This is a genomic window from Sorangium sp. So ce367, from assembly GCF_051520455.1.
GTDB lineage: Bacteria > Myxococcota_A > Polyangia > Polyangiales > Polyangiaceae > Sorangium > Sorangium cellulosum_B.
The window spans coordinates 3,698,216-3,721,670 of sequence record NZ_CP150334.1 but is presented as its reverse complement, the minus strand read 5'-3'; the positions used below and the strand labels follow the sequence as shown (position 1 = coordinate 3,721,670).

The window sequence follows — 23,455 nt, the reverse complement described above, 5'->3', positions numbered from 1 at the left end:
ACGCGATGTGCTGGGGTCGGTCTCGCGCAACGCCAGCGCAAGCCCCGCGCCGCGCGAGGGATGCGCCCGGCGCGAAGGCGCACGTCGACGCGATTTCCCTTTCTTCCTGGCCGGCGAGCCGTGTGCCAGAGGCCGGTGCGTCGAGCGCGGAGCGTCCTGGGGCCGGCAGGCGCCTGGGCGGACGGCTCAGGTGCGGCGCCCGGGGCCGCCGCGGTCGCGGCTCGCCTGGGAGGCGGGCGGCTCGGGTGGACGGGCGGGGAGCACGAGGTCCGCGAGACGGCGTGCCGCGGCGAAGGCCACCTCCGCATCTCCGACGGGGCCCTCACCCGGGTTGGCGGCGGACCCCTCACCCAGGTTGGGATCCTCACCGGGGGCGGGCCGCTCACCCAGGTTGGGATCCTCACCAGGGTTGAGTGGGGTACCAGCCCCATGCGGGGCTCCACCCAGGCTGAAAAAAATCAATCCCGATGCAATTTTCCCGGACGAAACCTCACCCAGGTTGGCGCGCCCGCTCAGCGCGAGCATCGCGATGCCATGGAGGCCCGCGAAGAGCACATAGGTATCCTCCTCGGGCCGCCTGCTGCCGTGATGGCGCAAGAGCTCGACGAATGAGCTCCAAAGAGGGCGCGCGAGCCGCAGGCGCCCCTGTTCGCGCAGGCGGGCGCGGTCGAAGCGGCGCTCAGCCATCAGCCAGTACAGATCCGGATGGCACAGCGCAAACTCGACGTAGCCGACGGCAAGCGCCCGCGCATCGGCGCCAGCGCGCGCTCGCGCGTCGAGGCGCTCCGCGAGCCGCCGCCACCCGAGGCCATCGACGCGAATGAGGAATCCGTCGAGCGAGCCGAAGTGGTGATACAGCACCATCGTCGTCTGGCCCAGGAATGCGGCGATCTTGCGGGCCGTCAGCTCGTCCCGCGTCAGCCGTCCCTCGCAGAGCGCCATGAACACGCGCTCCACCGGCTCATCGGCATCCATCACACCCATGCCCACCATCCTGCCACGTCCGCGCCTCGCCCGTTGACGCCACCAGGATAACATTGTTATCCTGGGTCATGGGATGGCTGCTTCGCAACGCAACGTCGGTCTCCGGGGCGCAGCGCGGGGGCCGCTGGCTGATAGGGTTGGCGCTTGCGGGGGCGTGCACGTCGCGACCGCCGACGGCGGACGACGCACCTGCAGGGCCGTACGCGGTGGTGGACGGGTGGCCGCGTGTCCCTGACGGGATGGTGTTCGGCCCAGCGCTTGATGTGGCGGTTGACGCGCGAGGGCGCGTGCTGGTGAGCCATGCGGCCGGGCGTACGTCAGGGAACGACGCGCCGATCCGCGAACCCACGATCTTGGCGTTCGATCCAGAGACGGGCGAGCTGCTCGACGCGTGGGGAGAGGGGTTGTTCTTCTATCCACACGGGATCGAGGTGGATCGCAACGACTTCGTCTGGGTGACGGACTCCGAGCAGAACCGGGTGTTCAAGCTGACGGCGGAGGGGGATGTGGTCATGACCCTGGGCGAGGCGCCATGAAGGGCATCGGTGTGTGGATCCTCGTCCTGCTCGCGGATATCGGGTGCGCGACGAGCCCCGAGCAGCTCGACCGGCCCACCAACGTGGCCTTCGGCCTGGACGGCGACATCTACGTGGCGGACGGCTACAACCATGCGCGGATCGCGCGCTTCTCCGAGGACGGCGAGTTCGTCATGGAGTGGGGCGAGAAGGGCTTCGGGCCGGGACAACTCGACACGCCTCACGGCATCGTCACCGACGACGAGGGGCGCGTTTACGTGGCGGACCGGGAGAACGCGCGTGTTCAGGTCTTCAGCGCGAACGGCCACTACCTGGCGCAGTGGAAGAGCGCCGCGCTGGGGCGACCGTGGGCAATCGCTTTCGGGCCCGACCGGCACATCTACGTTGTAGACGGAGGCGATCAGGATCCAGCGCGGCCGCGGGGGCATGTGCTGCGGATGAGCCTCGACGGGAAGATCGTGGACCGGTGGAGCACATCGGGGGACGGTCCCGGGGAGATCGACTGGGGGCACGGGATCGCCGTGGGGCACGACGGCAGCGTCTACGTCACCAGCCTGAGGGGTCGCGGCGTGCAGAAGTTCCGGAGGACGAAGTGAGGAGGAGAGCGCGCGGGCTCGCGCTCACAGTCACCGTGGTTGCCTCGGTCGGGGCGACGCCGAGCTGGGCACAGACGACGGGGGACATTCCGTCGCGACCTGGTGGCCGCGGCCACGTTGCGCTGTACGGCATTTTCACAGCCTCGCCGCAGGACCGGACGGTGGCTACGATTCATGTCGCGCCGCAGGTGGCGGCGGGCGTTCGCCTGAACAGCTGGCTGCTCGCAACCACGGACGTCACCTCGGCCTGGACCACGTTTCGGATCGAGGGCGAGGCGCGGCGCTCGTCGTTTCGCTTCGGGAATCCGTTCGTGACCGTGCAGGCGGCGCTTCTCGAGGAGCGAAACCGCTCGATCTATGCCGGGGTCGGGGTTGCACCGCCGGTGACGACGTTCCCTGGCACCATCCCGAAGAATACGGAGGTCGAATACAACTACGCGGTAGCTACGGCCGCGCGCGGGTTCGCGGATTACTGGATGTGGGCACCGAACGCGATCCCGATCGCGCTGTTGCTCCGCAGCCGGGCGGAGCTGTCCATGCCGGTGATCGTTGGCGCTGAGCTGGATCCAGCCGTGCTCGTTTCCGTGAACTCCAACCCGTCTCGGCTGGCGGTCGTAGCCGCCGCTCACGCGGGCTTGCGGATGGGTCCGCTGACACCCGGAGTGCGAGTGCAGATGCTCGCGCAGTCGGCGCCGCTCGCAGGGAGAGATTTCTCACAGTGGGCAGCGATCTTGTATGCGAATGTCGAATTCGAGCCGGTGTTCGTACGCTCCCAGGTTGCCGTCAACCTGGATGCGCCGTCCGGGCTGACCGGGCAGCGAGGGGCGACTACGTGGGGGGTATCGCTGGGAGGCGGGGTCCATCTGTAGAACTGTTGAGCTCTTTCTTTGGTTTTGCTACCGGCCCACGATGCATCGCCTTCGCAGCAGCCGCCCTCTACCGAGCCACGTTGCGACGTCGCGCTGACATCGCGCTCGACTGACGTTGCGCTCTGCTCTGCCCCCCCGACCTGACCATTGGGTGGCGCAGGTGGCGAAGAGGATGGCGGCCGCCACCGGCTCGATCACCCCGATCCTCAAGAATCGGCGGATTTTGAGTCTGGCACGGCGCTTGACATACCCGTCAGGCATGAGCCAGCCTCGTGCGATCGTCCCCGGCGCTACGTATCTTCTCACCCGCCGTGTACTGCGAAGGCATTTTCTCTTCCGCCCCGATTCCGCGATCACACGGCTCGTGATCTATACCCTCGCGGTCTCGGCCCATCGCTATGGTATCCTTGTACACGCCCTGTGCGTGATGTCCACACACATTCATATCGTTGTCACAGACACACACGGCGAACTACCACGATTTCTTCAGAGATTCCATCGACTTGTCGCTCTCGGGACCAAGATCTTGCGCGCGTGGGAGGGGTCGGTGTGGGACGATCGAGCAACGAGCGTGGTACGGCTAGCAACACGGGACGCCCTGGTGGAGAAGATCGCTTATACGCTCGCAAATCCGGTCGCTGCTGGTCTCGTACCGCATGCACATGAGTGGCCAGGAGCCAAGGTGCTCGTCGGCGACATCGGTCGCGGCGTGCTGCGCGCCCGACGCCCTGAAATATACTTCAATCCACAGAACCCCGAATGGCCAACCGACGTAGCACTTGCGATCACGCTTCCACCGTCGATCAGCGATTCCAACGCCGACAAATTTCGCCGCGAGATCACAGGACGGATCGATCTGCACGAGAGACAGGCTCACGCCGCCCTACAGCGACAAAGGCTTGGCTTCCTCGGGGCTGCGCGCGCGACCAATATTTCTCCTTACAAGCGAGCAACGAGCATCGAGCCACTCCGCGATCTCAATCCAACATTCGCAGTCGGCCGCCGACAGACAGACGCAAAGAACGCCGCCCTCGCGGCCGTACGAGCCTTTCGCATCGCATACCGACATTCGATCAATCAATGGCGTGCAGGTGTACGCGGCGTAACTTTCCCTGCGGGCACGTGGTGGATGCGCGTGTTCCACGGGGTGACCGTTAACGAGGGCGAGCCCGCAGCCGCATAGGCGCAGGACCAGCGCACGTCGACACCATTATTCTGAGATCGGAAACCAGGAGTATCAGAGAGGCGATTCGGGACCGGAACCGAGCTGGCGCGCGCGGCTCGTAGCGCCCCCGCTGCGACGTCCACGAAATACGCTCCCAGCACGGTGGGGTTGCGTCCCCGGCCGCGGCAGGGTGGGGTTGTGCCCCGCGCGCGGCGGGGGTTGTGCCCCGCGCGCGGCGCGAACCACGGTCGGGTCGAGACCGCGGGTCGAATCGCGCCGCCTATGCTAGACCGCGCTGCGCCGATGCCCCCCGAGCGCTCCCTCACTTCCACCTCGAGCTCCCCGCTCAGCGCCACGATCGCCGAGCTCTCAGGCCATGTCGACGACAGCGCCTCGAACGATACCGCTGCCAGCGGCCCACCCGCCTCCACGCCGGCCGACTTCGAGCCGCTCCCGTCGTTCGACCTCCCGGCGGACCGCAGGGTCGTCACGCCCCGTGAGCTCGCCGCAGAGCTCGCCGCGGCGCCTCCGGGCACCCGTCATGTCACAGGCTCGGCCGGCTCGGCCGGTGCCCTCGTCATCCGTCGCCTCGTCGCGGCCGCCGCCGGGCGCCGGATCATCGCCCTCACTCCCGACGTCGACAGCGCCCGCGCTCTGGCGGCCGATACCTCGTTCCTGCTCGTCGATCGGGACGCCGATGACGCCGAGGCCGCCGGCTCGACCACGTTCGGCCGCGTCCTTCTCTACCTGCCGAACGAGGCCAGCCCTTACGCGGATGTCAACCCGGACCGCCGGGGCGCTCAGACCCGCCTCGCCACGCTCTTCCACCTCGGCATGGACCTCCCCTGGTCGGTCCTCGTCTGCCCCATCGCCGCGCTCGCCCGCAAGGTCGTACCCAGGGACGAGATCACCGAACACGCCGAGCTCGTCATCGCCGAGCAGGAGATGGATCGCGACGCGCTCTCGGCCCGCCTCGGTGCCTCGGGCTACGTCCGCAGCCCCCTCGTAGAAGACCCCGGCACCTTCGCCGTCCGCGGCGCCCTCCTCGATGTCTGGGCGCCTTCCGCCGAGCTGCCGGTGCGCATCGACTTTTACGGAGACATCGTCGCATCGATCAAGACCTTCAACCCCGACGACCAGCGCACGGTCGCCGACGTGAAGGAGGTCTGGATCCCGCCGGCGCGTGAGGCGATCCTCACGCCTGCCAATGTCGAGCGGGCCCGCCAGCGGGTACGGGCCGCGTGTGACGTCATTGATTTCCCCTCAACCAAGGCGCGCGCCCTGGTCGACGACGTCGCGAGCGGCCGCGCCTTCTTCGGGGCCGAAGGCTACTTGCCTGCCTTCATCGACCTCGCCTCCTTCACGTCGTACCTGCCCGACGACGCGCTCATCCTCCTTGAGGACCCATCCTCCGTCACCGCCGCCGTGCGCAACGAGCTCGGTCGCGCTGCGGCCGATCGGAGCCACAAAGACCGTGAGCCGCACTTCCCGCTGACCTCCTTCTACGAGGACGAGGCACACGTTGCCTCGTGGCTCGGCGCGCGTGTCGTGCTTGCCCTGCACCGCACCGGGGTTGAGGGGGCTGCGGAAAACCGGAACTCGCTGGAGCGCTTCGAGGTCGTCCCTGAGGACATCCCGTCGCTCGCAACGCGCGACCAGTCGGACCTTGAGCGCGCCATCAAGACCGCCCGTGCGTCACGCGGCAAGCACGGCGCTCTCGATCCGCTCGTTCGTCGCGTGGTCGCTTGGCAAGAAGCAGGCCTACGAGTGCTTATCGCTGCACGCGCGCAGACCCAGGTTGAGCGCCTCGTCGCCCTGCTCCGCCATCGCGACGTGCGGGTGAAGGCCAACCTGGGTCCGTTCGACCCCGCGTTCTTCGATGGCAGCAGCTCCGCGTCTCCGCGCGACACGGCCCTCGTCGTGACGGGCTCTCTTGCGCGCGGCGTCATCGCTCCTGCCGAGGGGCTCGCGCTGGTCACGGAGGAGGAAATCTTCGGTGCCCGCGCTCACCGCCGCGCCGCACGCGCCGCCGCCTCCTCCACGAAGCCGTCGCAGGCCTTCCTCGAGGACCTCCGCAACCTCGGCGTCGGCGACTACGTCGTCCACGTAGAGCACGGCATCGGGCGGTACCTTGGCCTCGTCCACAAGCAGGTCGGCTCAACCACGGTCGATCTCATCGCCGTCGAGTACGCCGGCGGCGACAAGCTCTACCTCCCGGTCTACCGCCTGAACCAGATCCAGAAATTCAGCGGCGGCGAAGGCACCCCCAAGCTCGACCGGCTCGGCGGGCAGACGTTCGCCAAGACAAAGGCGCGGGTCGAGAAGAGCGTCCGCAAGATGGCCGACGAGCTCCTCCGCCTCTACGCCGAGCGCCGCGCCGCCACGGCGGAGCCGGTTCCACCGCCGGACGATGATTACCGCGCCTTCGAAGCGACCTTCCCCTTCGACGAGACACCCGACCAGGCCCGGGCGATCACCGAGGTTACGGCCGACCTCGAGTCCGGCCGTCCGATGGACCGCCTCGTCTGCGGCGATGTCGGGTTCGGAAAGACCGAGGTTGCCATCCGCGCCGCCTTCCGCGCCGCAAACGCCGGCAGGCAGGTCGCCGTCCTCTGCCCAACCACGGTGCTCGCGCAGCAGCACTACCTCAGCTTCCGATCCCGGATGGCTTCCTACCCCATCGAGGTCCGCGTCATGTCCCGCTTCCAGACCAAGCAGGAGCAGGACGAGGTCTCTCGCGGCCTCCGCGACGGCAGCGTCGACGTCGTGATCGGCACCCACCGCCTCCTCTCCAAGGACGTCCACTTCAAGCGGCTCGGCCTCCTCGTCGTCGACGAGGAGCAGCGCTTCGGCGTCACCCACAAGGAGCGCATCAAGGCGCTCAAGACCAACGTCGACGTCCTCACGCTCTCGGCCACCCCCATCCCCCGCACCCTCCAGATGGCGGTCACCGGCCTCCGCGACATGTCGATCATCACGACCCCCCCCGTCGATCGCCGCGCCATCCGCACCGTGGTGACCCGCCACGACGAGGCCGTCCTCCGCGACGCCGTCCTCCGCGAGCTCGGCCGCGGCGGCCAGGTGTTCTACGTCTACAACCGCGTCGAGGGCCTCTACGAGCGCGCCGCCCGCCTCGCCGAGCTCGTCCCGAGCGCCCGCATCTGCGTCGCCCACGGCCAGATGAGCGAGCAGAACCTCGAGCAGGCGATGCTCGACTTCGTCGAGGGGCGCTACGACGTCCTCTGCGCCACCGCCATCATCGAGAGCGGCCTCGACATCCCCCGCGCCAACACGATCCTCATCGACCGCGCCGACATGTTCGGCCTCTCGCAGCTCTATCAGCTGCGCGGCCGCGTCGGCCGCTCCAAGGAGCGCGCTTACTGCTACCTCATCGTCCCGCCCCCGAACGCCATGACCGACGAGGCCCGCGCCCGCATCGAGGCCCTTGAGCGCCACACCGAGCTCGGCTCCGGCTTCCAGATCGCCTCGCTCGACCTGGAGCTGCGCGGCTCCGGCGACCTCCTCGGCGCCGAGCAGAGCGGCACCGTCGCCCAGGTTGGCTTCGAGCTCTTCTGCCAGATGCTCGACGAGGCCGTCCACGAGCTGCGCGGCGAACCCGTGGTCCACGACGTCGACACCGAGCTCTCCTTCGATGCCGACGCGCTTCTGCCAGAAGAGTACATTTCCGATGTAGGCGTACGCCTCTCCCTCTACAAGCGGCTCGCCGGTGCCGCCTCGACCGAGGACGTGCAGGACCTCGCGGTCGAGATGGAGGATCGCTTCGGCCCGCCTCCGCTCGAGGCGCGCCGGTTCGTGCATCTCATGCGGCTCAAGACCGAGCTGCGCCGGCTGAAGGCGCTGGCATGCGAGGCGAGCGCCAAGGGCGTGACGCTGCACTTGCGCGAGGACACCCCGCTCGACCATGCCAAGGTGCTCAAGCTGGTCCAGCCGAAGAGCTCACCTTACCGACTCTCGCCCGACATGCGGCTCACCCGCCGAGCCAAGGAGGGCGAGGCCTTCACGAGCGGTCTGGAGGCGACCGACAAGCTCCTCAGCGAGCTCGCCGGCTGCCTCAAGGAGGGCGGTGATCTCGCCTAGCGGGAGCGCCCACGACGTCGTCGCGCCCCGCGGAAGCGCGCGGGCGAGGCGGCGCGGCGCTCCGGCGGTGATAACCTCCCTTGAGCGGAGGGACGGATGATCGATCGCCCGGATCGCGAGCGGCTCGCGGCGCTCCAGCGGAGCGTCATGACCTGCTGGTACAGCCCCTTCCAGCTGGCCCGCTCCGCGCTCGACATGACCGTCTCCCGCCTGATGGGCGCACGCGGCGATTTCCGCCTCCTCGAGGCGATCGCGGGGCCGCAGCCGCCCTTCGACTACGCCGTCCGTAGCGGCGTCATGCGCGACGAGCTCTGGATCGATTACGTGGCGGACACGGGCGATGGCTTCAACCCCACCTACGCGATCGCCACCCTCCTCGCGCGGCCGGTCCTCTCGCTGGGCGGCCGGGAGACGAGGCGCGGAGAGGTCCTCATCATGGGCGGCGACCAGGTCTACCCCTCGGCCACGCGTCAGGCGTACTGGACGCGGCTCGTCGAGCCCTACGCGGCCGCGCTCCCGAAGGCCGATGTCACGGAGGCGCCGCACCTGTTTGCCATCCCTGGCAACCACGACTGGTACGACGGGCTGATGAGCTTCATGCGCCTCTTCGGCCAGAAACGCACGCTCGGCGCCTGGAAGACGTTCCAGTCGCGGAGCTACTTCGCGCTGAAGCTGCCCCACGGCTTCTGGCTGCTCGGCGTCGACATCCAGCTCGAGTCCGACATCGACCAGCCGCAGATCGAGTATTTCTGCAAGCTGGCGACGCACGACATGCGCGACGGCGATCGCGTGATCCTCTGCACCGCCGAGCCCGACTGGGTGAAGGGCGCCATCTACAACCCAGAGCTCCAGAGCAACCTCGCCTTCTTCGAGAAGCAGCTCGCCGACGCGCGGCCCGGCGTCGAGATCGTCGCGCGCATCGCCGGAGATCTGCACCACTATCGCCGCCACGAGTCCGCGGACGGCCGGCAAAACGTCATCGCCGGCGGCGGCGGCGCGTTCCTCCACCCGACCCACGGCGAGCCGGTCGCCGTGGTCCGCTCCGGCGCGGGCGCCGACCAGCGCCCTTATATGTTGCGCGCCTCGTTTCCGTCAGAGTCGGAGTCGCGCCGGCTCGCCTGGCGCAACCTCTGGTTCGCTCGGCACAACCTCGGCTTCTGGCCTGCCGCCGCCTTCGTCTACATGCTCTCCTCCCTGACGCTGCCCCGTCCCGGGCCGGGGGCCGTGGGGTGGGTCCTTGTCGTCGTGCTCGTGTTCATCGTCTTCACCGACACCTACAAGACCTGGTATCGCCGGTTCGCGGGCTCGCTCCACGCGCTCGCGCACCTCGGGGCGGCGCTGGGGCTCGCGCACCTCGGCGGCGCGCTGCTCGGCGTCGACGTCCGGGACCTCCCGTCCATGTGGAGCCTCCTCGGCGTGACGCTCTTCGTCGGCGCCACCGGCGCCGTGGTCGGGTCGACGATCATGGGCGTGTATCTCCTGATCTCGCTCAACGTCGCGCGGCGGCACGGCAACGAAGCGTTCTCGGCGCTCCGGATCCAGGACTACAAGAACTTCTTGCGGATTCACGTCCACCGCGACGGCCTCACCCTCTATCCCGTCGGGCTGAGGCAGGTGCCGCGCGCGTGGAAGGTGGCCGACGACCGCAAGCCCGGCGAGCCGCGCTTCGTCCCCGCCCGCGGCGCCGTGGCGCCGGAGCTCATCGAGGAGCCCATCACCATCCCGACCGCGCGGCAGCCACGACGGACCGGCCAACTCACGGTCGACGCGGCAGGCGCCGGGCACCACGAGTGCCCCGCGGGCGAGCGGCGGAGTCGCCCCCCCGCAGCCGGCGCCGCGGCGGGAGCCGGCGCGCCCGAGCCGTAGAGGCAGACGGAGCCCTGGCGATCGTTCCTTCTGCATGAGGCAGTTCGCCTCGGCCGGGACATTCTGCCTTCGCGCTGGCAGCACACAACCACATCCGGGCGGTCCAATCGTGGAAGCGGTCGACCGCAGAAGGACCTCTTTCGTGCCGAGCTCGCCGCGCGCGCCTGCGCGCGCGAACGTGAGGTCAGCGGGCGCAGCGAGGTCTTCTGGCGCGAGCCGGCTGCGCTCAGGGCGACGCGGCGGCGTTGGGCAGCCTCGGCGGAGCGGACTTGGGACAGATCTCGCGCAGCTCGCCGGGGGGCGAGAGCGGATCGGGGCCTTCCCTGGGGCAGGAGCCCGGGCCATTCGCGATGGCATCCTGACCACGGTCGTCCGCGGTCCATTCGCGGTTGATGCTGGGCGCGTTCGCGAGCCCCTCGGCGCAAGCCGCGGAGGCGGCGAGTAGCAGCGCGAGCGCGGCACGCATCGAGCGGCCAAGAGAGCGTTTCATAGGCACATCCCATCTCCCCGGGGCGCCGGCGCTGGCGGCGCCGGTCCACGGAAGCTGTCAGGGTCTCCCGTCTCTCGGCGTGTATCACGGTCCGTGCCAGGTCGAGGTTGCCGGGCCGTTCGGGATGCCGGACCGCCCGCCACGGCCGCCATCGGCAGCCTCGAGCGGCGGCCGAGCCGGGCGCGGCAACGGCGACCACAAGTTCCGGTGACGACGTGCGCATGGCTTGCGCCCCCACGCAAATGCCCCAGGTGGTGGGCGGTGGGGTCCGAGCGGAGCGGGATCCCGGAAGGAGTGTCGATCATGGCGAGAGACGTCATCGAGGTGCTCAACGACCTCATCCAGCTCGATCGCGACGCGATCGCCGCTTACGACCGCGCCATCGAGGCGTGCGAGCACGCTCATACCAGGGAGAGGCTCGCGAGCTTCAGGGACGATCACGCGCGCCACGTGGTGGATCTGACCGCGCATGTGACGTCGCTCGGCGGCATCGCGGCACAGACCCGCGACCTCAAGGGCAAGCTCATCGAAGGGTTCACGGCGATCACGAGCCAGGGAGACCAGAGCGCGCTCCTCGCCATGCGCGGCAACGAGGAGCTCACGAACCGGCAATACCAGGCGGCGCTGGACGAGTCGCTCACGGCCGAGGCGCGGGCGATCGTCGAGCGCAACTACACTGATGAGCAGCGGCACCTCGCGTGGATCAAGGACGCGCTGTCAAGGAAGGTCTGGGAACAAGCCGCCTAGTGGGCGGTCGGCCCGCGGCGGTGGTGAGTACGATCGGAAGCAGATTCTACGGTTGGGGGTAATATGAAATCGAATCGGTCCATCCAGCTCGCGCTCGCCATGGGAGCGCTCGCGGTCGTGCCGGCGCTCGCGGCAGCACAGACGGGCGGCACGGGCTCGCAGCAGCAACGCGAATCGGGCTCGTCGCAGCAACGCGAATCGGGCTCGCCGGGAGCGGCGCAGGGCGGCGCGCTGCATCAGGGCGACAAGCCCAGCCCGAGCGGCGCACAGCGCACGCAGCAGCAGGGGCAGAGTCAGAAGAAACAGGCGATGAATCTCCAGGAGCAGATCTCGTTCCCGGTCGAGGAAGGGTGCACCTACACGGCCTCCGTGAACGGTCGGATCGATCCCGTCGCGGCGGGCGCGGGCAAGTCGCAGCAGCCGTCGGGCGGCCAGACCGGCAGCGGCCAGCCCGGCAGCGGCAACCTGGGACGGGGCGGCGCGGGAGAGCAGGGCCATACCGACGGCAGCCAGGCCCAGGCTCATGCCGGCGGCGCTCAAGCCGGCAGCCAGCCCCACGAAGGCGCCCAGGCCGGCAGGGCGCAAGCGGGCGGCCAGGCCGGGCCAGGTGCTGACTATCGCGAAGGTCAGGAGAAGGTGAAGCCCAACCTCACCGTCGCCGCCAGCGTCAGCTGCCCGAACGCGGTCGATCTCAAGGTCTCGGACACGCTGAAGACGGACAAGGCCATCAGCCGCTCGGAGCTCGAGGAGATGATCTCGCGTCGAACGAGCATCGCGACCGAGAAGGGCGGCCGCTTCTGCATGTACGTGCCGCAGTTCGAGCTGACGCGCGAGAAGCTGAGCGGAAAGGGCATCGCCCAGCTCTGCCGCGTGCCCGCGGCGGCCGAGAAGGGCGGAACACCGTAAACGCCGAAGGGGGGAGACGGCGATCCTGAGGGCGCGCGCCCTCAGGATCGCCCGATGAACGCGCCGCTGCGCCGCTGCGCCGCGGCCGCGCCGGCTCAGGGGGTCGGAGTGGGCAGCGGGCAGGAGTTCAGCCTGCTGATCACAAAGGGCCGCGCTCCGCTCCCCGTCGTCCAGTATACGGTGGCGCCCGAGGTGACGCTCCAGGAGTGGCCGATCAGGTTCCCCGTGGCGGTATCGGAATAGAGGCGTATGTAGCCCGTCCCCGGCCCCGCGGTGAAGTTGGTGCACGTGCCCGTCCACCGGCTGTCCTTGTAGATGCTGCCGCACCCGTGGACCGAAGTGGTAGAGTCAGCGATCGGCAACGCCCACTGCGTTGTGGTCGCATGGACCGGGTTCATGGGGCTCGTGAGCTGCACCGCCGGGCCCGTGACGATCATTGTGTGCCCGCCGTACGATGCCGTCTTGTTGAGGACGAGCACGTCGCCCGCAGCGATGCTGCTGACGCTCGTGACCAGCGAGACGAGGCTCGGGGTCTTGGTGAACTCGGAGTAGTACTTCTCCGAGCTCGGGCTCGTCGAACCCCAGTAATAGGAGATGTTGGCCGTGTCGTTCGCCGCGTCCACTACCGGGTCCGGGTCGAACCAGAACTCCTCTTTCTGAATGTTCGTGAAGAAGACGGCGCCGGTCGCCGACGGCGTACCGGCAGCGATGAAGTCGAGTGCTCCGGCGGAGAGCAGGGAGCACGCGTCGGCCGGGGCAGAGCCGAGCGCGACGATAGAAGCAGCAGATACCATCAGAAAGCGAGCCGCATTGCTGAGCATGAAGTACCTCGGTTGACGGTTACCACGTTGCAGTTCCGCAGGCCGAGCAGATTCGGTTGAGGAGGTCGATCGTGTACAGCCAGAGAATCGCACCTGGTCGCGTCGAGCCTAGCATCCAGTGTTTACTTCCAACACACGGCATTCGTCAACACACTTCGATCACGTTCTCCATCCATTCAATCATTTTTCTGTGCTCATGTAGGACACAAGAGCTCTTCAGACGGCACTGCCGGATACTGTCCACCGCATGATGGTGACCTGAAGTCATCGAATCGGTCGTCGTTTGCCTCGCGCGCCTCGCGCGCCTCGAGCGCCTTGAGCGCGTCGAGCCCTTCGCGAACGCTGGCGCGCAGCGTCAGCGTCCGTGAAGGGAGACATCGTGACGCGTCGGTCTGGAAGCTGGCCTCGGCGGAATCCAGCAGCACGCCAATCGCTGAGCGCTGGGGCTCGATGGGCCGCAGTGGCGACCGCAGGAGGGGAATGTCGCCGACCGGGTGAGACGAAGCATGCTGGGAGCGCCGCGAGGCGGCTCGAGACAAGCCGCCTCGCCCCCGCGCCCGTCCGGACGGACCGCCTCAGTACGGCAGTTCATCCAGCGCAGGCACCTCCGGGGGCCTCCCGCGCGCGCCGTTCTTCCCGAGCCGCGCCGTGGTCGGCACGCCCGCCCCGGGCTGCGTCGGCTCGCCGTCGTCATCCGGACCCGGCGCGGGCTCCGTCAACGCGGCCCGCCGCCCCGCGAAGCGGAGATCCCGCGCGATCACCTCGGTGCGGTAGCGCTTGATCCCGTCCTTCTCGTAGCTCGACGTGCGCAGCCCGCCCTCGATGAGCACGCCGTCCCCCTTCGTCAGCACCTTGGCCAGCGCCTCGGCGCGCGGCCCCCAGAACACGATGCTGTGCCATTCGGTGCGCTCCTTGGGCTCCTTGTTCCTGTCCACGAACGACTCGTTCGTCGCCATGCGCAGGTGAAGCACCGGGGTGCCGTTGCCCGTGTAGCGCAGCTCCGGATCCGCGCCGAGATTGCCCATGAGGATCACCTTGTTCAGTCCTTCGTTCATGACATGCTCCAGTTCGCTTCTGTGTTGTCGTCTGCTGTCGTTCTCTTGTCCGTGTCGTCTCTGCCGTCGTTCACCATCCGCCGGCGCCCGCCGCCCTGCGCCTCTCGCGAGGCGCGGCGTCGTCGCGCGGCGAGAGCGGCCGCGCCGGCGGCGGCGAGCCGCCGGGCGCGCCGGCCGCCCCGAGATCAGCAATCCATCGCCGCGCTGCCGTTGCTGCCGTTGGCGCGCGCCGGCGCCGCCGCGTCGACGGCGGCGCGGAGCGACGAGGCGAGCGTCGGCTTGCCGAGCAGCGCCTCGCGTGCGCGCTCCCTCCCCTGCCCGATGTGCTCGCCCGCGAACGACAGGTGCGCGCCGCTCTTCTCCACGACCCCGAGCTGGCAGGCGAAGTCGATGAGATCCGCCGCGCCGTCGATGCCCGCTCCCCACCGGATGTCGAACTCGGCCTCTCTGAACGGAGGAGCCATCTTGTTCTTGACCACCTTGACGCGCGTCCTGCTTCCGATGGCCTCGTCGCTCACCTTCACGGGCCCCACCCGGCGCACGTCGAGCCGCACGCTCGCGTAGAACTTGAGCGCATTGCCGCCGGTCGTCACCTCGGGATTGCCGAAGACGACGCCGATCTTCTGCCGGAGCTGGTTGATGAAGATGAGCGTGGTGTCGGTGCGGTGGCATATGCCCGTGAGCTTCCGCAGCGCCTGGCTCATCAGCCGCGCCTGGAGGCCCATGTGCGAATCGCCCATGTCCCCCTCGATCTCGGCCTTGGGCGTGAGCGCAGCCACCGAGTCGACGACGATCACGTCGACGGCGCTCGAGCGCGCGAGCATCTCGACGATCTCGAGCGCCTGCTCGCCGTTGTCCGGCTGCGAGACGAGCAGCCTGTCGATGTCGACGCCGAGCGAGCGCGCGTACGTGACGTCGAACGCGTGCTCGGCGTCGATAAACGCGGCGACGCCGCCCGCGCGCTGCGCCTCCCGCATCGCGTGCAGCGTGAGCGTGGTCTTCCCCGACGACTCCGGGCCATAGATCTCCACGATGCGCCCGCGCGGGTATCCCCCGATCCCCAGCGCCGCGTCGAGCGACAGGGATCCGGTCCGGATCAGGCCGATGTCCCGGGTCTGGTTCTCGTCGTTCAATGACATGATCGCGCCCTTCCCGAACTGCTTCTCGATGGTGCCGACGACGGTCTTCACGGTGCGGAGCTTCTCAGCGATCTCGGTCATCATCTCGGTCTCTCCTTTTCGACGTGCGTTCGTTGCTTGTTGCGGTTCAACCGTTGCGTGCTGAACGTGCGCGCCCCCGAGCGCGCGGACAGACGATGCAGCGCGGCCGTCGGGGCGGCCGCGATCGCGCCCGCATCGCTGCGGGCGCGGTGATCCTTGGCCCTGCGGCGAGCTCAGGCGCCCGCGGTGGTGGCGGGCGCCGGCCCGCAGGCGGCCTCGCGGTCGAACAGCCGCGCGCCGATCGCCTCGGCCACGTGCGCTGGCCGCACGGCAGAGCTCCTGTCCATGTCGGCGAGCGTGCGGGCGACCCGCAGCACCTTGGTATACGCCCGCGCGGAGAGGCCGAGCCGCTCCACGGCCGACGCGAGCACGCGGGCGCCGGTCGCGTCCGGCATGGCGACGCGCGCGAGATCGCGCGGGCCGAGCTCGGCGTTGTGCGTCGCCGCGACCTCCCCCGCCTCGAAGCGCGCGCGCTGCGCGGCCCGGGCCTCGACCACGCGCGCCCGCACCGCAGCGGAGCTCTCCGGCGCGTCGAGCGACGAGCGGCCATCGGCGAGCGGCGCGCACAGGTGAGCGACGTCGACGGGCGGCAAGGAGATGTGGAGATCGATGCGATCGAGCAGCGGCCCGCTCAGCCGCGCGCGGTAGGCGCGGACGCGATCGAGGGAACAGGCGCAGCGATTGCCGCGGTCGCCATGGAAGCCGCACGGACAGGGGTTGATGGCGGCCACCAGGATCGGACGCGCCGGAAAAACGACGCGGGCGCGGGCGCGGCAAAGGGCGATCGTGCCCTCTTCGAGCGGCTCGCGGAGCGACTCGAGGACGCCGCGGCGGAACTCGAGCAGCTCGTCGAGGAACAGGCACCCATGGTGGGCCAGGGAGACCTCGCCGGGGCGGATGGGATCCCCGCCGCCGACGAGGCCCGCGGCGCTCACGGTATGATGCGGGGCGCGGAACGGGCGAATCGCGACGAGGCCCCTGTCCGGGGAGAGCAGCCCGGCGACGGAGTGGATCGCGGTGATATCAAGCGCCTCGTCGTAGGACATCGGCGGCAAGACCGTTGGCAGGCGCCGAGCAAGCATGGTCTTTCCGCTGCCTGGCGGGCCGACCATGATCAGGTTGTGTCCCCCGGAAGCGGCAATCTCGAGGGCGCGGCGCGCCCCGTGCTGGCCGCGGACCTCCGCGAGATCTGCGGCTGCAGCGCTCGGCTCCGCGTCAATCGAGGCCAGGGTCCCCGCGCCCGGGAGGGCCTTGTTGCCGCGGAGGTGCGCGACGACCTGGCCCAGGTGCTCCGCGATGAGGACGTCGATACCAGCCACGCTCGCCGCTTCGCGCGCGTTGCCCTGGGGCACGATCGCGCGCGTGACCCCCTGCGCCGCCGCGCCGCGCAGCGCGGGCAGGACGCCGCGCACGGGGCGCACCGCGCCGCTCAACGACAGCTCGCCGAGCAGGCCAATCCGGTCGAGCCCCTCGGCGGGCACCTTGCCGAGCGCCGCGAGCGCGGCGATCGCGATGGCGAGGTCGTACGCGCCACCGCTCTTCTTGAGATCTGCCGGGGCGAGGTTCACGGTGATCACATATTCGTCAAGCTCGATGCCCAGTTGCTGGAGCGCGGCGCGGACCCGCACGCGGCTCTCGCGTACGCTCGCCTCGGCCAGGCCCACCATCTGGAAGAACGACGGACCGCGGCCCGAGTCGACCTCCACCCGGATGGGGTGCGCGTCGAGCCCGAGCAGAGAGAACGTGAGCGCCGTGGCCTGCATGCCGGAGCCCTTTCGCGAAAGGCGTGCCAGGCGGAGAGGGCGGCGAACTCAGGGAATTTCGCGGCGGGAGGGGTGGCGAACGCGGCGGATGGGGTGGCGGCCGCCAGAGGGAGTCGCCGGAATCGAGAGGATCACCGGCAGGTGCCCGGGGAGCGAGCGTTGCCACGTCGACAGGCCAGGGCAGTTGTGCGCAGTCCCTGTGCGTGTGGCTCCGCCAGAGCGAGCGCCGCCCCGCCGCAGCTACTCGGGCGCGCGATACCTCGCCACCACGATCGTGATGTCGTCGTCCGGGCTCGGGCACCACCCCTCGACCGCATCGAGGATCCGGTCGCGAATCACGCCGACAGGCTCCGCCTGGACAGCCTCGATGACGGCGCAGAGCCGCTCCAGCCCGAACTGCTCGTGATGGGCGTTCCGCGCCTCGGTCACGCCATCGCTATAGAGCACGAGCACATCCCCATCCCCAAGGTAGAGCTCGGCATCCCGCGTCAGCGCCCCGATCTCGGGCAGCGCGCCGATCCAGACGCCTGAGCTCGGAATGCACCCGCAGCGCCGCGTCCGCGCCGAGCACACGACCAGGTCGTCGTGCGCGCCCGCGAACGTCACGCGCCCGTTGCGCTCGTACCGGAGCAAGAGGAGCGTCGCGTGCTCGTCGCGCTCCAGACGATCGCGGACGTTCTTGTAGATTGCCTTGTTGAGCGCCGTGATGACCTTCGCCGGGCTCGCGGCCGGGTCGTTGCACGTGAGCGCCGATACCATGCTCTGGATCATCAGCATGATGAGACCCGCCGCGAGCCCGTGCCCCGCGACGTCGCCGATCCCCAGCCACCCGCCCCCGTTCGCCGGGATCACATCGTAGTAATCACCGCCGACCTCGGCCGCCGGCTTCATGACCGCGCAGAGGTCGAGCCCCTCGATAGAGAGCTGCTTCGGCACCAGCGTTGTCTGGATGCGCGCCGCAACCTGGCTCTCCTGACGGACCCGCTCCTGCTCCAGCCGCTCGCGCAGCTCCACCTCCCGGACGACCTGCCGGTGCAGCGCCGCGGCCTTGACCGCGGAGCCGAGCTGGAGGCGCAGCACCTCGTAGATCATCCCGCTGGCGCGGTGGTCGAGCACCGCGACGCCGAACCTCTCCTCGTCGCCGAACGCGACCGGAAGCACGATCCTGCTGATGCGCTCGTCGGCGTCCAGGAAGCCCGGGGGCGCGAGGAGGTGCGCCGGGAAGCTCACGGCCGGCACCTCCACCTCATGGCCGTCCTCCATCACGAACAGCGGCTTCATGGTGGCGTGGTGAGCGTCGTCGTACAGCGACACCGCGACGTCCGAGAACCGCATCCTCGGCAGCTCCGACGCCAGCAACCCCTTGAGCACGGGCAAGCTCAAGCACGCGGAGAACCCCCGCGCGCCGTAGGTGACATCGATCGCGGCGAGCTCCACGTTCAGCCGCTGCTCCCCCTCGACGTGCACGCACTCGCTCCCGATCAGGATGCGCGCTGCGTGCCAGAGGTGCTCCAGCGCCGCGTCGCCGCTCACGGGCGACCCCTGTACCCGCGAGCGCAAGAGCGATATCACCGCCTGGAACTCCTCGAGGAGCACGCCCTCGCGCCTCGCCCCGTCAAGGAGCGCCTGGAGCGCGCGCAGGAAGCGCCCCTCGTCGCCCGCGAGCTCCGCCTCGATCGCGGCGAGCAGGTCGCCCGCCCAGCCGTCGAGGGCGCCGCTCGGGATCGCCACGGTGCTCGCGAGCGCGCGCTCCAGCGACGCCCGCTGATCCGCGATGGCGCGCGGAAAGCCGCGCACCGAGGGGACCGGCTGCAGGAACGTGTCGCCCGCGCGGTACCCGCAGCCGCAGGACTCGCGCTGCGTGAGCTCGACCCGCGCGAGCTGCAAAGGCTCGACGGCCTCGCCGTCGATCATGCGGAGGACCGTGCTCACGGCCATCCCCCCGAGCCGCTCGATCGGCTGGCGGACCGTCGTCAACGACGGCTTCGTGAAGCGCGCGATGCCGACGTCATCGAACCCGCACACGAGGACGTCTTCCGGGATGCGGCGTCCCTCGGCCTTGAGCACCTCGATCGCCCCGAGCGCCATCCTGTCGTTGGCCGCCACCACGGCGTCGAACGCCACCCCGCGAGCCAGGAGCTCGCGCATCGCTGCGCGCCCCGTCGAGATCGTGAACCCACCGAACACGAGGAGGCGCTCGTCGCAAGGGAGCGCCCGCGCCGCAAGCGCCCTCCGGTACCCGCCGGCGCGCAGCGCGGCCTCCTCGCTGCTGCTCGGGCCGCCGATGTACGCGATGCGCCGGCACCCGTGCTCGTCCGCCATGTGCCCGACCGATATCTCGCTCCCGAGCGCGTTGTCGACCATCAGGCTCGGCACACCGTCGATCGCGGTCCCGATGCTGCACACCGGCAGCGGCGCGAAGGACCGGCAGAACGATCGCATGACCTCCATGCCGCCGTAAGGGGAGAGCGTCGACGAGGCGACGATGACGCCGTCGGCGGTCTCAGGGCCGATGAGGTGATAGAAGGTGCCCCGGTCGGCCACCTCCGGCCGGCGAGCCATGGCCGGGTCGCTGAACGCCGTCAGCAGGTTGACGTCGTGCGCCGCGGCGCCGCGCTCGACCCCGGCGCGCAGCTCGGACTGGTAGTCGCCAACGACATTGTCGATCAGAAACGCGAGCGTCCGACGCTTCCTCGTCATGGCCTCGGGCTCTCGATCATGCATCCGCGATCGAGACCAGCTCCGGGCATATGCGATCCAGGGGCTTCAGGCTCCGACGCTGCCATGTCCGCTTCGCGTCCGTGACGAACCGTATCCTGCATTTGAGGCCATGGCCCATCAGGCCGCAGATGAAGCCGACGAACGCCTTGAGGCAGCTCGAGCTCATGAAGCGCAGGTCGCGCACGTCGAACTCGACGGTGCTCACCGAGAGGCGCATCACCTCGCCCTCCAGCGCCTTGACGTACCTGCTGAGCGGCGGAGATGCCGCCATGTCCCCCGTGCCGGTGAGCTTGACGCTGAGGGTGTCGTCCCTCAAGGCTGGCTCGATCCCGAAGCTGTCGGTGACGACAGGATCCACGCTCAAGCAGCTCATCTCTTCTCCATCTCTCGACCACGCGCGCGACGACCGCCGGATCGTTCCTCTGGATGCTGCAGCCGACGGCCCGTGCGATGGTCGATGCGAGCTCTCCACACTACGACGTAGTCGCGCCGGATCCAATCCCTTCCCGCAAGCCGCGCGGGTCGTCGATCTCGGCACGCGCCACGCGCCACGCGCCACGCGCCACGCGCCACGCGCCACGCGTGAGTGCGGGTAGCAGGTGGGAGGCGCACAGGGTGCGGCGTCGCGCGGTGAGCATCGCAACATTTCGCGAACAGGCTCTCGATGCAGAGCGCCCGCGCGATTGCGGCTTCCCGGCTCGGAGCGCGGGATGCCTCGGAATTCATGTGGATGTCGTCCGGGCGCGTGGCGCCTCGCAGGGCAGGCGCCGTGCAGCGCGTCGACGGTCGCGCCGGCGCGGTTTCAGAGCGCGCTGACGAGCGGCCCGGCGTCGCCTTCGAGCCATTGCTCGGAGATCATGACGCTCGTCGTGAGCCCGGTCTGGAAGCGGTATCCTTGCTCGATCGAGAGGATCTCGATGACCCTCCTGTCGCCGATCCGGACGGGGAAGATCACCGAGACGCTCGACGGAAAGGGGCCGTCCTCGTCGGCCCTGTGCTCGCCGACCGAGACAGACTCGCCTCCGGCGCCGGCGCCGAGCGACCTCACGGCGACCACCGACGGAACGCTGCAATCGATCCGCAGCCACTCGCGCTGCCGGCGCGCCTTGCACGCGCCGCCCCTCGCGACGCGCGCGAGCGACACCTGCTCCGCGGCGTCCCACTCGGCCGCTGCCGGCCGCGCCGTCCGCTCGGGCGGCGGCGGCGTCGCCTCGAGCGCGCGCCTCTGCGGCGCCACCGCGCCTCCTCCCGCGTCCGCCGGGCCTGCCGCGGCTCCCGCCTGCGGCCCGGCCGTCGCGCCCTCCGCCGGGGCGAGCACCGACTCCGCCGCCTGCGCCGGGGCGAGCACCGACTCCGCCGCCTGCGCCGGCGCGAGCGCGCCGAGCAGGACCATCCCGATCACCGCTCTCTTCTTCATAACGTCCTCAGGAAGGCGGCGAGCGCCGCCTTGTCATTCCTCGACATGTGGCTGGTGCGACCCATCCGGTCCTGGTTCTCGTCGATGAGCTCTTCGAGCGTCTTCGCGGATCCATCGTGGTAATAGGGCGCCGTCCCGCCGACGAAGCGCAGCGAGGGCGTCTTGAACACCTGGCCCGCCTTCTCCTCCGCGAACCCGGGCCGCGCAGCGAACCCGGGCATCGGGTAGCCCATGCGGTCGGTGTGCTCCGTCTCGGGCACGTGGCAGCGAGCGCACTGCGCCGTGTCGCTCATGAAGAGGGCGCGGCCATGCTCCTCCTGCGGCGTGAGCTTCCGCGCGTCCCTGGGCGGCGGCACGAGGCCCGCGCGCAGGAACGCCGCCAGGTGGCGCGCCCTCAGGGCGAGCTCGCCGTTGCCTAGACCACCGGGCCCCCACCGGTGAAGGCCGAACCCCTCGCGGAGGCGCTCCGCCAGGTTCTCGCTCTGGGCGTTCCAGCCATAAGGCCCCTCGGCCGACACGCGGCCCGCGAGCATGGGAGTCTGCCGGGGCACGCCGCCGCGCGGCTCCACGTCGAACGGCTGGTTCTCGGCGGATCCGAGGAAATTGACGCTCTCGCCGCCGATGTCCATCACGTGGGCCTCGTGCCACACATGGCCGTCGTCGCGCCCGTCCGGGTGGCAGCCAGCGCACCCGAGGCCGCCGCTCGTGCCCCAGTCCACCGCGTTGTAGAAGAGCTTCCGGCCAAGGGCGGCCTGCTGCGGGACCGGCGCGTCGGCCAGCGCGATGTACGGCACGGGGCTCAGCTCGAACGGAGCGTCGTCGCGGTGCTCGTCGAGGCGGACGATCGCGAGGGCGTCCGTGGAACGGCAAAACACCCACGCCATGGACTCGTCCGCGGACAGCGCGACGCCGCTGGGCGCGCCGCACAGGGTCGCCACGTAGATGTCGGGGCCCGCATGGCGGCCGAGATCGTAGGTGCGGAGCGGCCGGAGCGCCGGATCGACCGCGAGCGCGTCGAGCTCCACCAAGGTGTCGGTGCCCTCGCTGGCGACGAGCAGGGTGCGGGTGCTCTTCCGGTACACGAGCGCGCGCGGCTGGACGAACGGGGCGAGCGAGGTGTTGGGGAGCTCCAGCTCCGCGTCGTCGAACGCGGCATCGTCGAGCGCGCTCGCCCGCCATAGCGGCGCGCCCTGGCGGCGCCGAGGCGCGAGGGGCGCCTCGTCGCTCGTCATGAGGACGTCGACCGTGGAGGCGCCAAACCACGCCTGCTCACCGAGCGCACCGAGCGCGTGGCGCGCGACGAAGAGGCGGCGGCCATCCGGCGAGAGCGCGGCCGCGTAGCCGAGCGACGCGGAGAGCGACTTGCCATGAGGAGCGCGGAAAGGCGACGGAGAGAGGGCGACCGGCCGGGCCTCGGGAGCGCCACCCAGCGCGATCCGGGTGAGCGAGGCGGACGTGAGGTGCGTGACGTACGCGGCCGCGCCATCCTCGCGGATCACGACGCCGCGGGGCTCGCGCGGGACATCGATGGACCATGTCGCCGTCGCGGTCGCGAGATCCACGGCAGAGACCTTGCCCGCCCATGCGCTGGTGACGAGCGCCGTGCGCTCGTCCGGCGTGATCGCGAGCCCCCAGGCGTCGGCCGGCAGCGGCACGCGGGCCGCTTCCACGAGCCCCGCCGCCGGATCGGGCCGCAGAATAAGGAGGAGCCCGGGATCGCGGATCGTGACGAGCACGCGATCCGCGAGCGCGAGCACCTGCGCCGGCCGCCCCGGCATGGCGATCTCGACAGGCGGCGTGCTCACGTCGACGGGAAGCGGGATGCGCCGGAGGACGGCGTGGTCCTCGTCGGCCAGATAGAGCGCGTCGTCCTGCGGCGCGCGCGCGAGCGCGCTGCCGACCCGCGTGACGGCCTTGAGCTTCTGCGGCGGCGGAGAGGCCGGCGGAGCCGGCGCCGCCGCCCCGGCGACCTCGGCGACCTCGGCGCTGCGCTCGACGGCCGGCGCCTCTCTGGAAGGGCGCGAGCAAGCCGCGGCGAGGAGCGCGGCCAGGAGGAGGGTTGATGGTCGGTGCTTCATCGGTCGCCCGAGCCAACGACGGCGCCTGGCATGCGTATTCCTCGGCACCGTCGGTCCCGGTCCTCCGCGCCTCGGCCCCCTGCGCGAGAAGCGTCGCGGCGCCTGCGACAGCCCTCCTCTCGC

Annotated in this window: 18 protein-coding genes; 8 read left to right on the top strand and 10 right to left on the bottom strand. The window is 69.9% G+C overall.

Annotated elements, in window-relative coordinates:
• Positions 1-186: 186 nt before the first annotated feature.
• Positions 187-984 carry a TetR/AcrR family transcriptional regulator gene (locus tag WME97_RS14390; protein ID WP_437552465.1) on the bottom strand — a complete coding sequence of 266 codons (798 nt, stop codon included), beginning with the start codon at positions 982-984 and terminating at the stop codon, positions 187-189.
• Positions 985-1,337: 353 nt separating this feature from the next.
• Between WME97_RS14390 and WME97_RS14385 the strand changes: the two genes are divergently transcribed.
• The 6 genes from WME97_RS14385 to WME97_RS14360 all read left to right on the top strand — a co-directional run bounded on the left by WME97_RS14385 (position 1,338) and on the right by WME97_RS14360 (position 10,114).
• Positions 1,338-1,520, top strand: a complete 183-nt coding sequence (locus WME97_RS14385; protein ID WP_437552463.1) for a hypothetical protein — start codon at positions 1,338-1,340, stop codon at positions 1,518-1,520.
• Positions 1,517-2,116 carry a 6-bladed beta-propeller gene (locus WME97_RS14380; protein ID WP_437552462.1) on the top strand — a complete coding sequence of 200 codons (600 nt, stop codon included), beginning with the start codon at positions 1,517-1,519 and terminating at the stop codon, positions 2,114-2,116. The genes WME97_RS14385 and WME97_RS14380 overlap by 4 nt, the downstream gene beginning before the upstream one ends.
• 35 nt (positions 2,117-2,151) lie before the next feature.
• Positions 2,152-2,985: a hypothetical protein gene (locus tag WME97_RS14375; protein ID WP_437552461.1), complete on the top strand. Its 834-nt coding sequence runs from the start codon at positions 2,152-2,154 to the stop codon at positions 2,983-2,985.
• A gap of 259 nt (positions 2,986-3,244) precedes the next feature.
• A complete protein-coding gene (locus WME97_RS14370; protein WP_437555388.1) occupies positions 3,245-4,168 on the top strand; it encodes a transposase in 924 nt (307 codons plus the stop codon).
• Positions 4,169-4,453: 285 nt separating this feature from the next.
• Complete coding sequence (gene mfd, locus WME97_RS14365) at positions 4,454-8,248, top strand: transcription-repair coupling factor (protein WP_437552460.1); 3,795 nt, start codon at positions 4,454-4,456, stop codon at positions 8,246-8,248.
• 96 nt (positions 8,249-8,344) lie between these two features.
• The gene (locus tag WME97_RS14360; protein ID WP_437552459.1) at positions 8,345-10,114 is read left to right on the top strand and encodes a metallophosphoesterase; all 1,770 of its coding nucleotides are present in this window, start codon (positions 8,345-8,347) and stop codon (positions 10,112-10,114) included.
• A 226-nt stretch (positions 10,115-10,340) separates the two neighbouring features.
• Here WME97_RS14360 and WME97_RS14355 read toward each other — a convergent pair whose 3' ends face one another.
• The gene (locus tag WME97_RS14355; protein WP_437552458.1) at positions 10,341-10,604 is read right to left on the bottom strand and encodes a hypothetical protein; all 264 of its coding nucleotides are present in this window, start codon (positions 10,602-10,604) and stop codon (positions 10,341-10,343) included.
• Between the two features lie 303 nt (positions 10,605-10,907).
• Between WME97_RS14355 and WME97_RS14350 the strand changes: the two genes are divergently transcribed.
• Positions 10,908-11,351 carry a ferritin-like domain-containing protein gene (locus WME97_RS14350; RefSeq protein WP_437552457.1) on the top strand — a complete coding sequence of 148 codons (444 nt, stop codon included), beginning with the start codon at positions 10,908-10,910 and terminating at the stop codon, positions 11,349-11,351.
• Positions 11,352-11,414: 63 nt separating this feature from the next.
• Positions 11,415-12,257 (top strand): hypothetical protein, encoded by an 843-nt coding sequence (locus tag WME97_RS14345; RefSeq protein WP_437552456.1) that lies wholly within the window; start codon positions 11,415-11,417, stop codon positions 12,255-12,257.
• Positions 12,258-12,352: 95 nt separating this feature from the next.
• Here WME97_RS14345 and WME97_RS14340 read toward each other — a convergent pair whose 3' ends face one another.
• From WME97_RS14340 to WME97_RS14305, 8 genes are all read right to left on the bottom strand, one after another.
• On the bottom strand, positions 12,353-13,078 hold the full coding sequence (locus WME97_RS14340) for a hypothetical protein (protein WP_437552455.1): 726 nt from the start codon (positions 13,076-13,078) through the stop codon (positions 12,353-12,355).
• Between the two features lie 575 nt (positions 13,079-13,653).
• Positions 13,654-14,133 (bottom strand): single-stranded DNA-binding protein, encoded by a 480-nt coding sequence (locus tag WME97_RS14335; RefSeq protein ID WP_437552454.1) that lies wholly within the window; start codon positions 14,131-14,133, stop codon positions 13,654-13,656.
• A gap of 185 nt (positions 14,134-14,318) precedes the next feature.
• Positions 14,319-15,356 (bottom strand): recombinase RecA, encoded by a 1,038-nt coding sequence (recA, locus tag WME97_RS14330; protein ID WP_437552452.1) that lies wholly within the window; start codon positions 15,354-15,356, stop codon positions 14,319-14,321.
• A 170-nt stretch (positions 15,357-15,526) separates the two neighbouring features.
• The gene (locus WME97_RS14325; RefSeq protein WP_437552451.1) at positions 15,527-17,116 is read right to left on the bottom strand and encodes a YifB family Mg chelatase-like AAA ATPase; all 1,590 of its coding nucleotides are present in this window, start codon (positions 17,114-17,116) and stop codon (positions 15,527-15,529) included.
• A 240-nt stretch (positions 17,117-17,356) separates the two neighbouring features.
• The gene (locus tag WME97_RS14320; protein ID WP_437552450.1) at positions 17,357-19,816 is read right to left on the bottom strand and encodes a SpoIIE family protein phosphatase; all 2,460 of its coding nucleotides are present in this window, start codon (positions 19,814-19,816) and stop codon (positions 17,357-17,359) included.
• 16 nt (positions 19,817-19,832) lie between these two features.
• Positions 19,833-20,210 carry a hypothetical protein gene (locus WME97_RS14315; RefSeq protein ID WP_012235248.1) on the bottom strand — a complete coding sequence of 126 codons (378 nt, stop codon included), beginning with the start codon at positions 20,208-20,210 and terminating at the stop codon, positions 19,833-19,835.
• Between the two features lie 429 nt (positions 20,211-20,639).
• Positions 20,640-21,254 (bottom strand): hypothetical protein, encoded by a 615-nt coding sequence (locus tag WME97_RS14310; RefSeq protein WP_437552449.1) that lies wholly within the window; start codon positions 21,252-21,254, stop codon positions 20,640-20,642.
• Positions 21,251-23,332, bottom strand: coding sequence for a hypothetical protein (locus tag WME97_RS14305; RefSeq protein ID WP_437552448.1), 2,082 nt, complete (start codon positions 23,330-23,332; stop codon positions 21,251-21,253). Before WME97_RS14305 ends, WME97_RS14310 begins: the two co-directional genes overlap by 4 nt.
• Positions 23,333-23,455: the final 123 nt, after the last annotated feature.

What these genes read in the sequence shown, in the direction of transcription:
- WME97_RS14355 (WP_437552458.1), bottom strand. Translation starts at nt 10,604, where the DNA reads ATGAAACGCTCTCTTGGCCGCTCGATGCGTGCCGCGCTCGCGCTGCTA.
- WME97_RS14340 (WP_437552455.1), bottom strand. Translation starts at nt 13,078, where the DNA reads ATGCTCAGCAATGCGGCTCGCTTTCTGATGGTATCTGCTGCTTCTATC.
- WME97_RS14315 (WP_012235248.1), bottom strand. Translation starts at nt 20,210, where the DNA reads ATGAGCTGCTTGAGCGTGGATCCTGTCGTCACCGACAGCTTCGGGATC.
- WME97_RS14345 (WP_437552456.1), top strand. Translation starts at nt 11,415, where the DNA reads ATGAAATCGAATCGGTCCATCCAGCTCGCGCTCGCCATGGGAGCGCTC.
- WME97_RS14350 (WP_437552457.1), top strand. Translation starts at nt 10,908, where the DNA reads ATGGCGAGAGACGTCATCGAGGTGCTCAACGACCTCATCCAGCTCGAT.
- WME97_RS14390 (WP_437552465.1), bottom strand. Translation starts at nt 984, where the DNA reads ATGGGTGTGATGGATGCCGATGAGCCGGTGGAGCGCGTGTTCATGGCG.
- mfd (WP_437552460.1), top strand. Translation starts at nt 4,454, where the DNA reads ATGCCCCCCGAGCGCTCCCTCACTTCCACCTCGAGCTCCCCGCTCAGC.
- recA (WP_437552452.1), bottom strand. Translation starts at nt 15,356, where the DNA reads ATGATGACCGAGATCGCTGAGAAGCTCCGCACCGTGAAGACCGTCGTC.
- WME97_RS14380 (WP_437552462.1), top strand. Translation starts at nt 1,517, where the DNA reads ATGAAGGGCATCGGTGTGTGGATCCTCGTCCTGCTCGCGGATATCGGG.
- WME97_RS14305 (WP_437552448.1), bottom strand. Translation starts at nt 23,332, where the DNA reads ATGAAGCACCGACCATCAACCCTCCTCCTGGCCGCGCTCCTCGCCGCG.
- WME97_RS14370 (WP_437555388.1), top strand. Translation starts at nt 3,245, where the DNA reads ATGAGCCAGCCTCGTGCGATCGTCCCCGGCGCTACGTATCTTCTCACC.
- WME97_RS14325 (WP_437552451.1), bottom strand. Translation starts at nt 17,116, where the DNA reads ATGCAGGCCACGGCGCTCACGTTCTCTCTGCTCGGGCTCGACGCGCAC.
- WME97_RS14320 (WP_437552450.1), bottom strand. Translation starts at nt 19,816, where the DNA reads ATGACGAGGAAGCGTCGGACGCTCGCGTTTCTGATCGACAATGTCGTT.
- WME97_RS14310 (WP_437552449.1), bottom strand. Translation starts at nt 21,254, where the DNA reads ATGAAGAAGAGAGCGGTGATCGGGATGGTCCTGCTCGGCGCGCTCGCG.
- WME97_RS14360 (WP_437552459.1), top strand. Translation starts at nt 8,345, where the DNA reads ATGATCGATCGCCCGGATCGCGAGCGGCTCGCGGCGCTCCAGCGGAGC.
- WME97_RS14335 (WP_437552454.1), bottom strand. Translation starts at nt 14,133, where the DNA reads ATGAACGAAGGACTGAACAAGGTGATCCTCATGGGCAATCTCGGCGCG.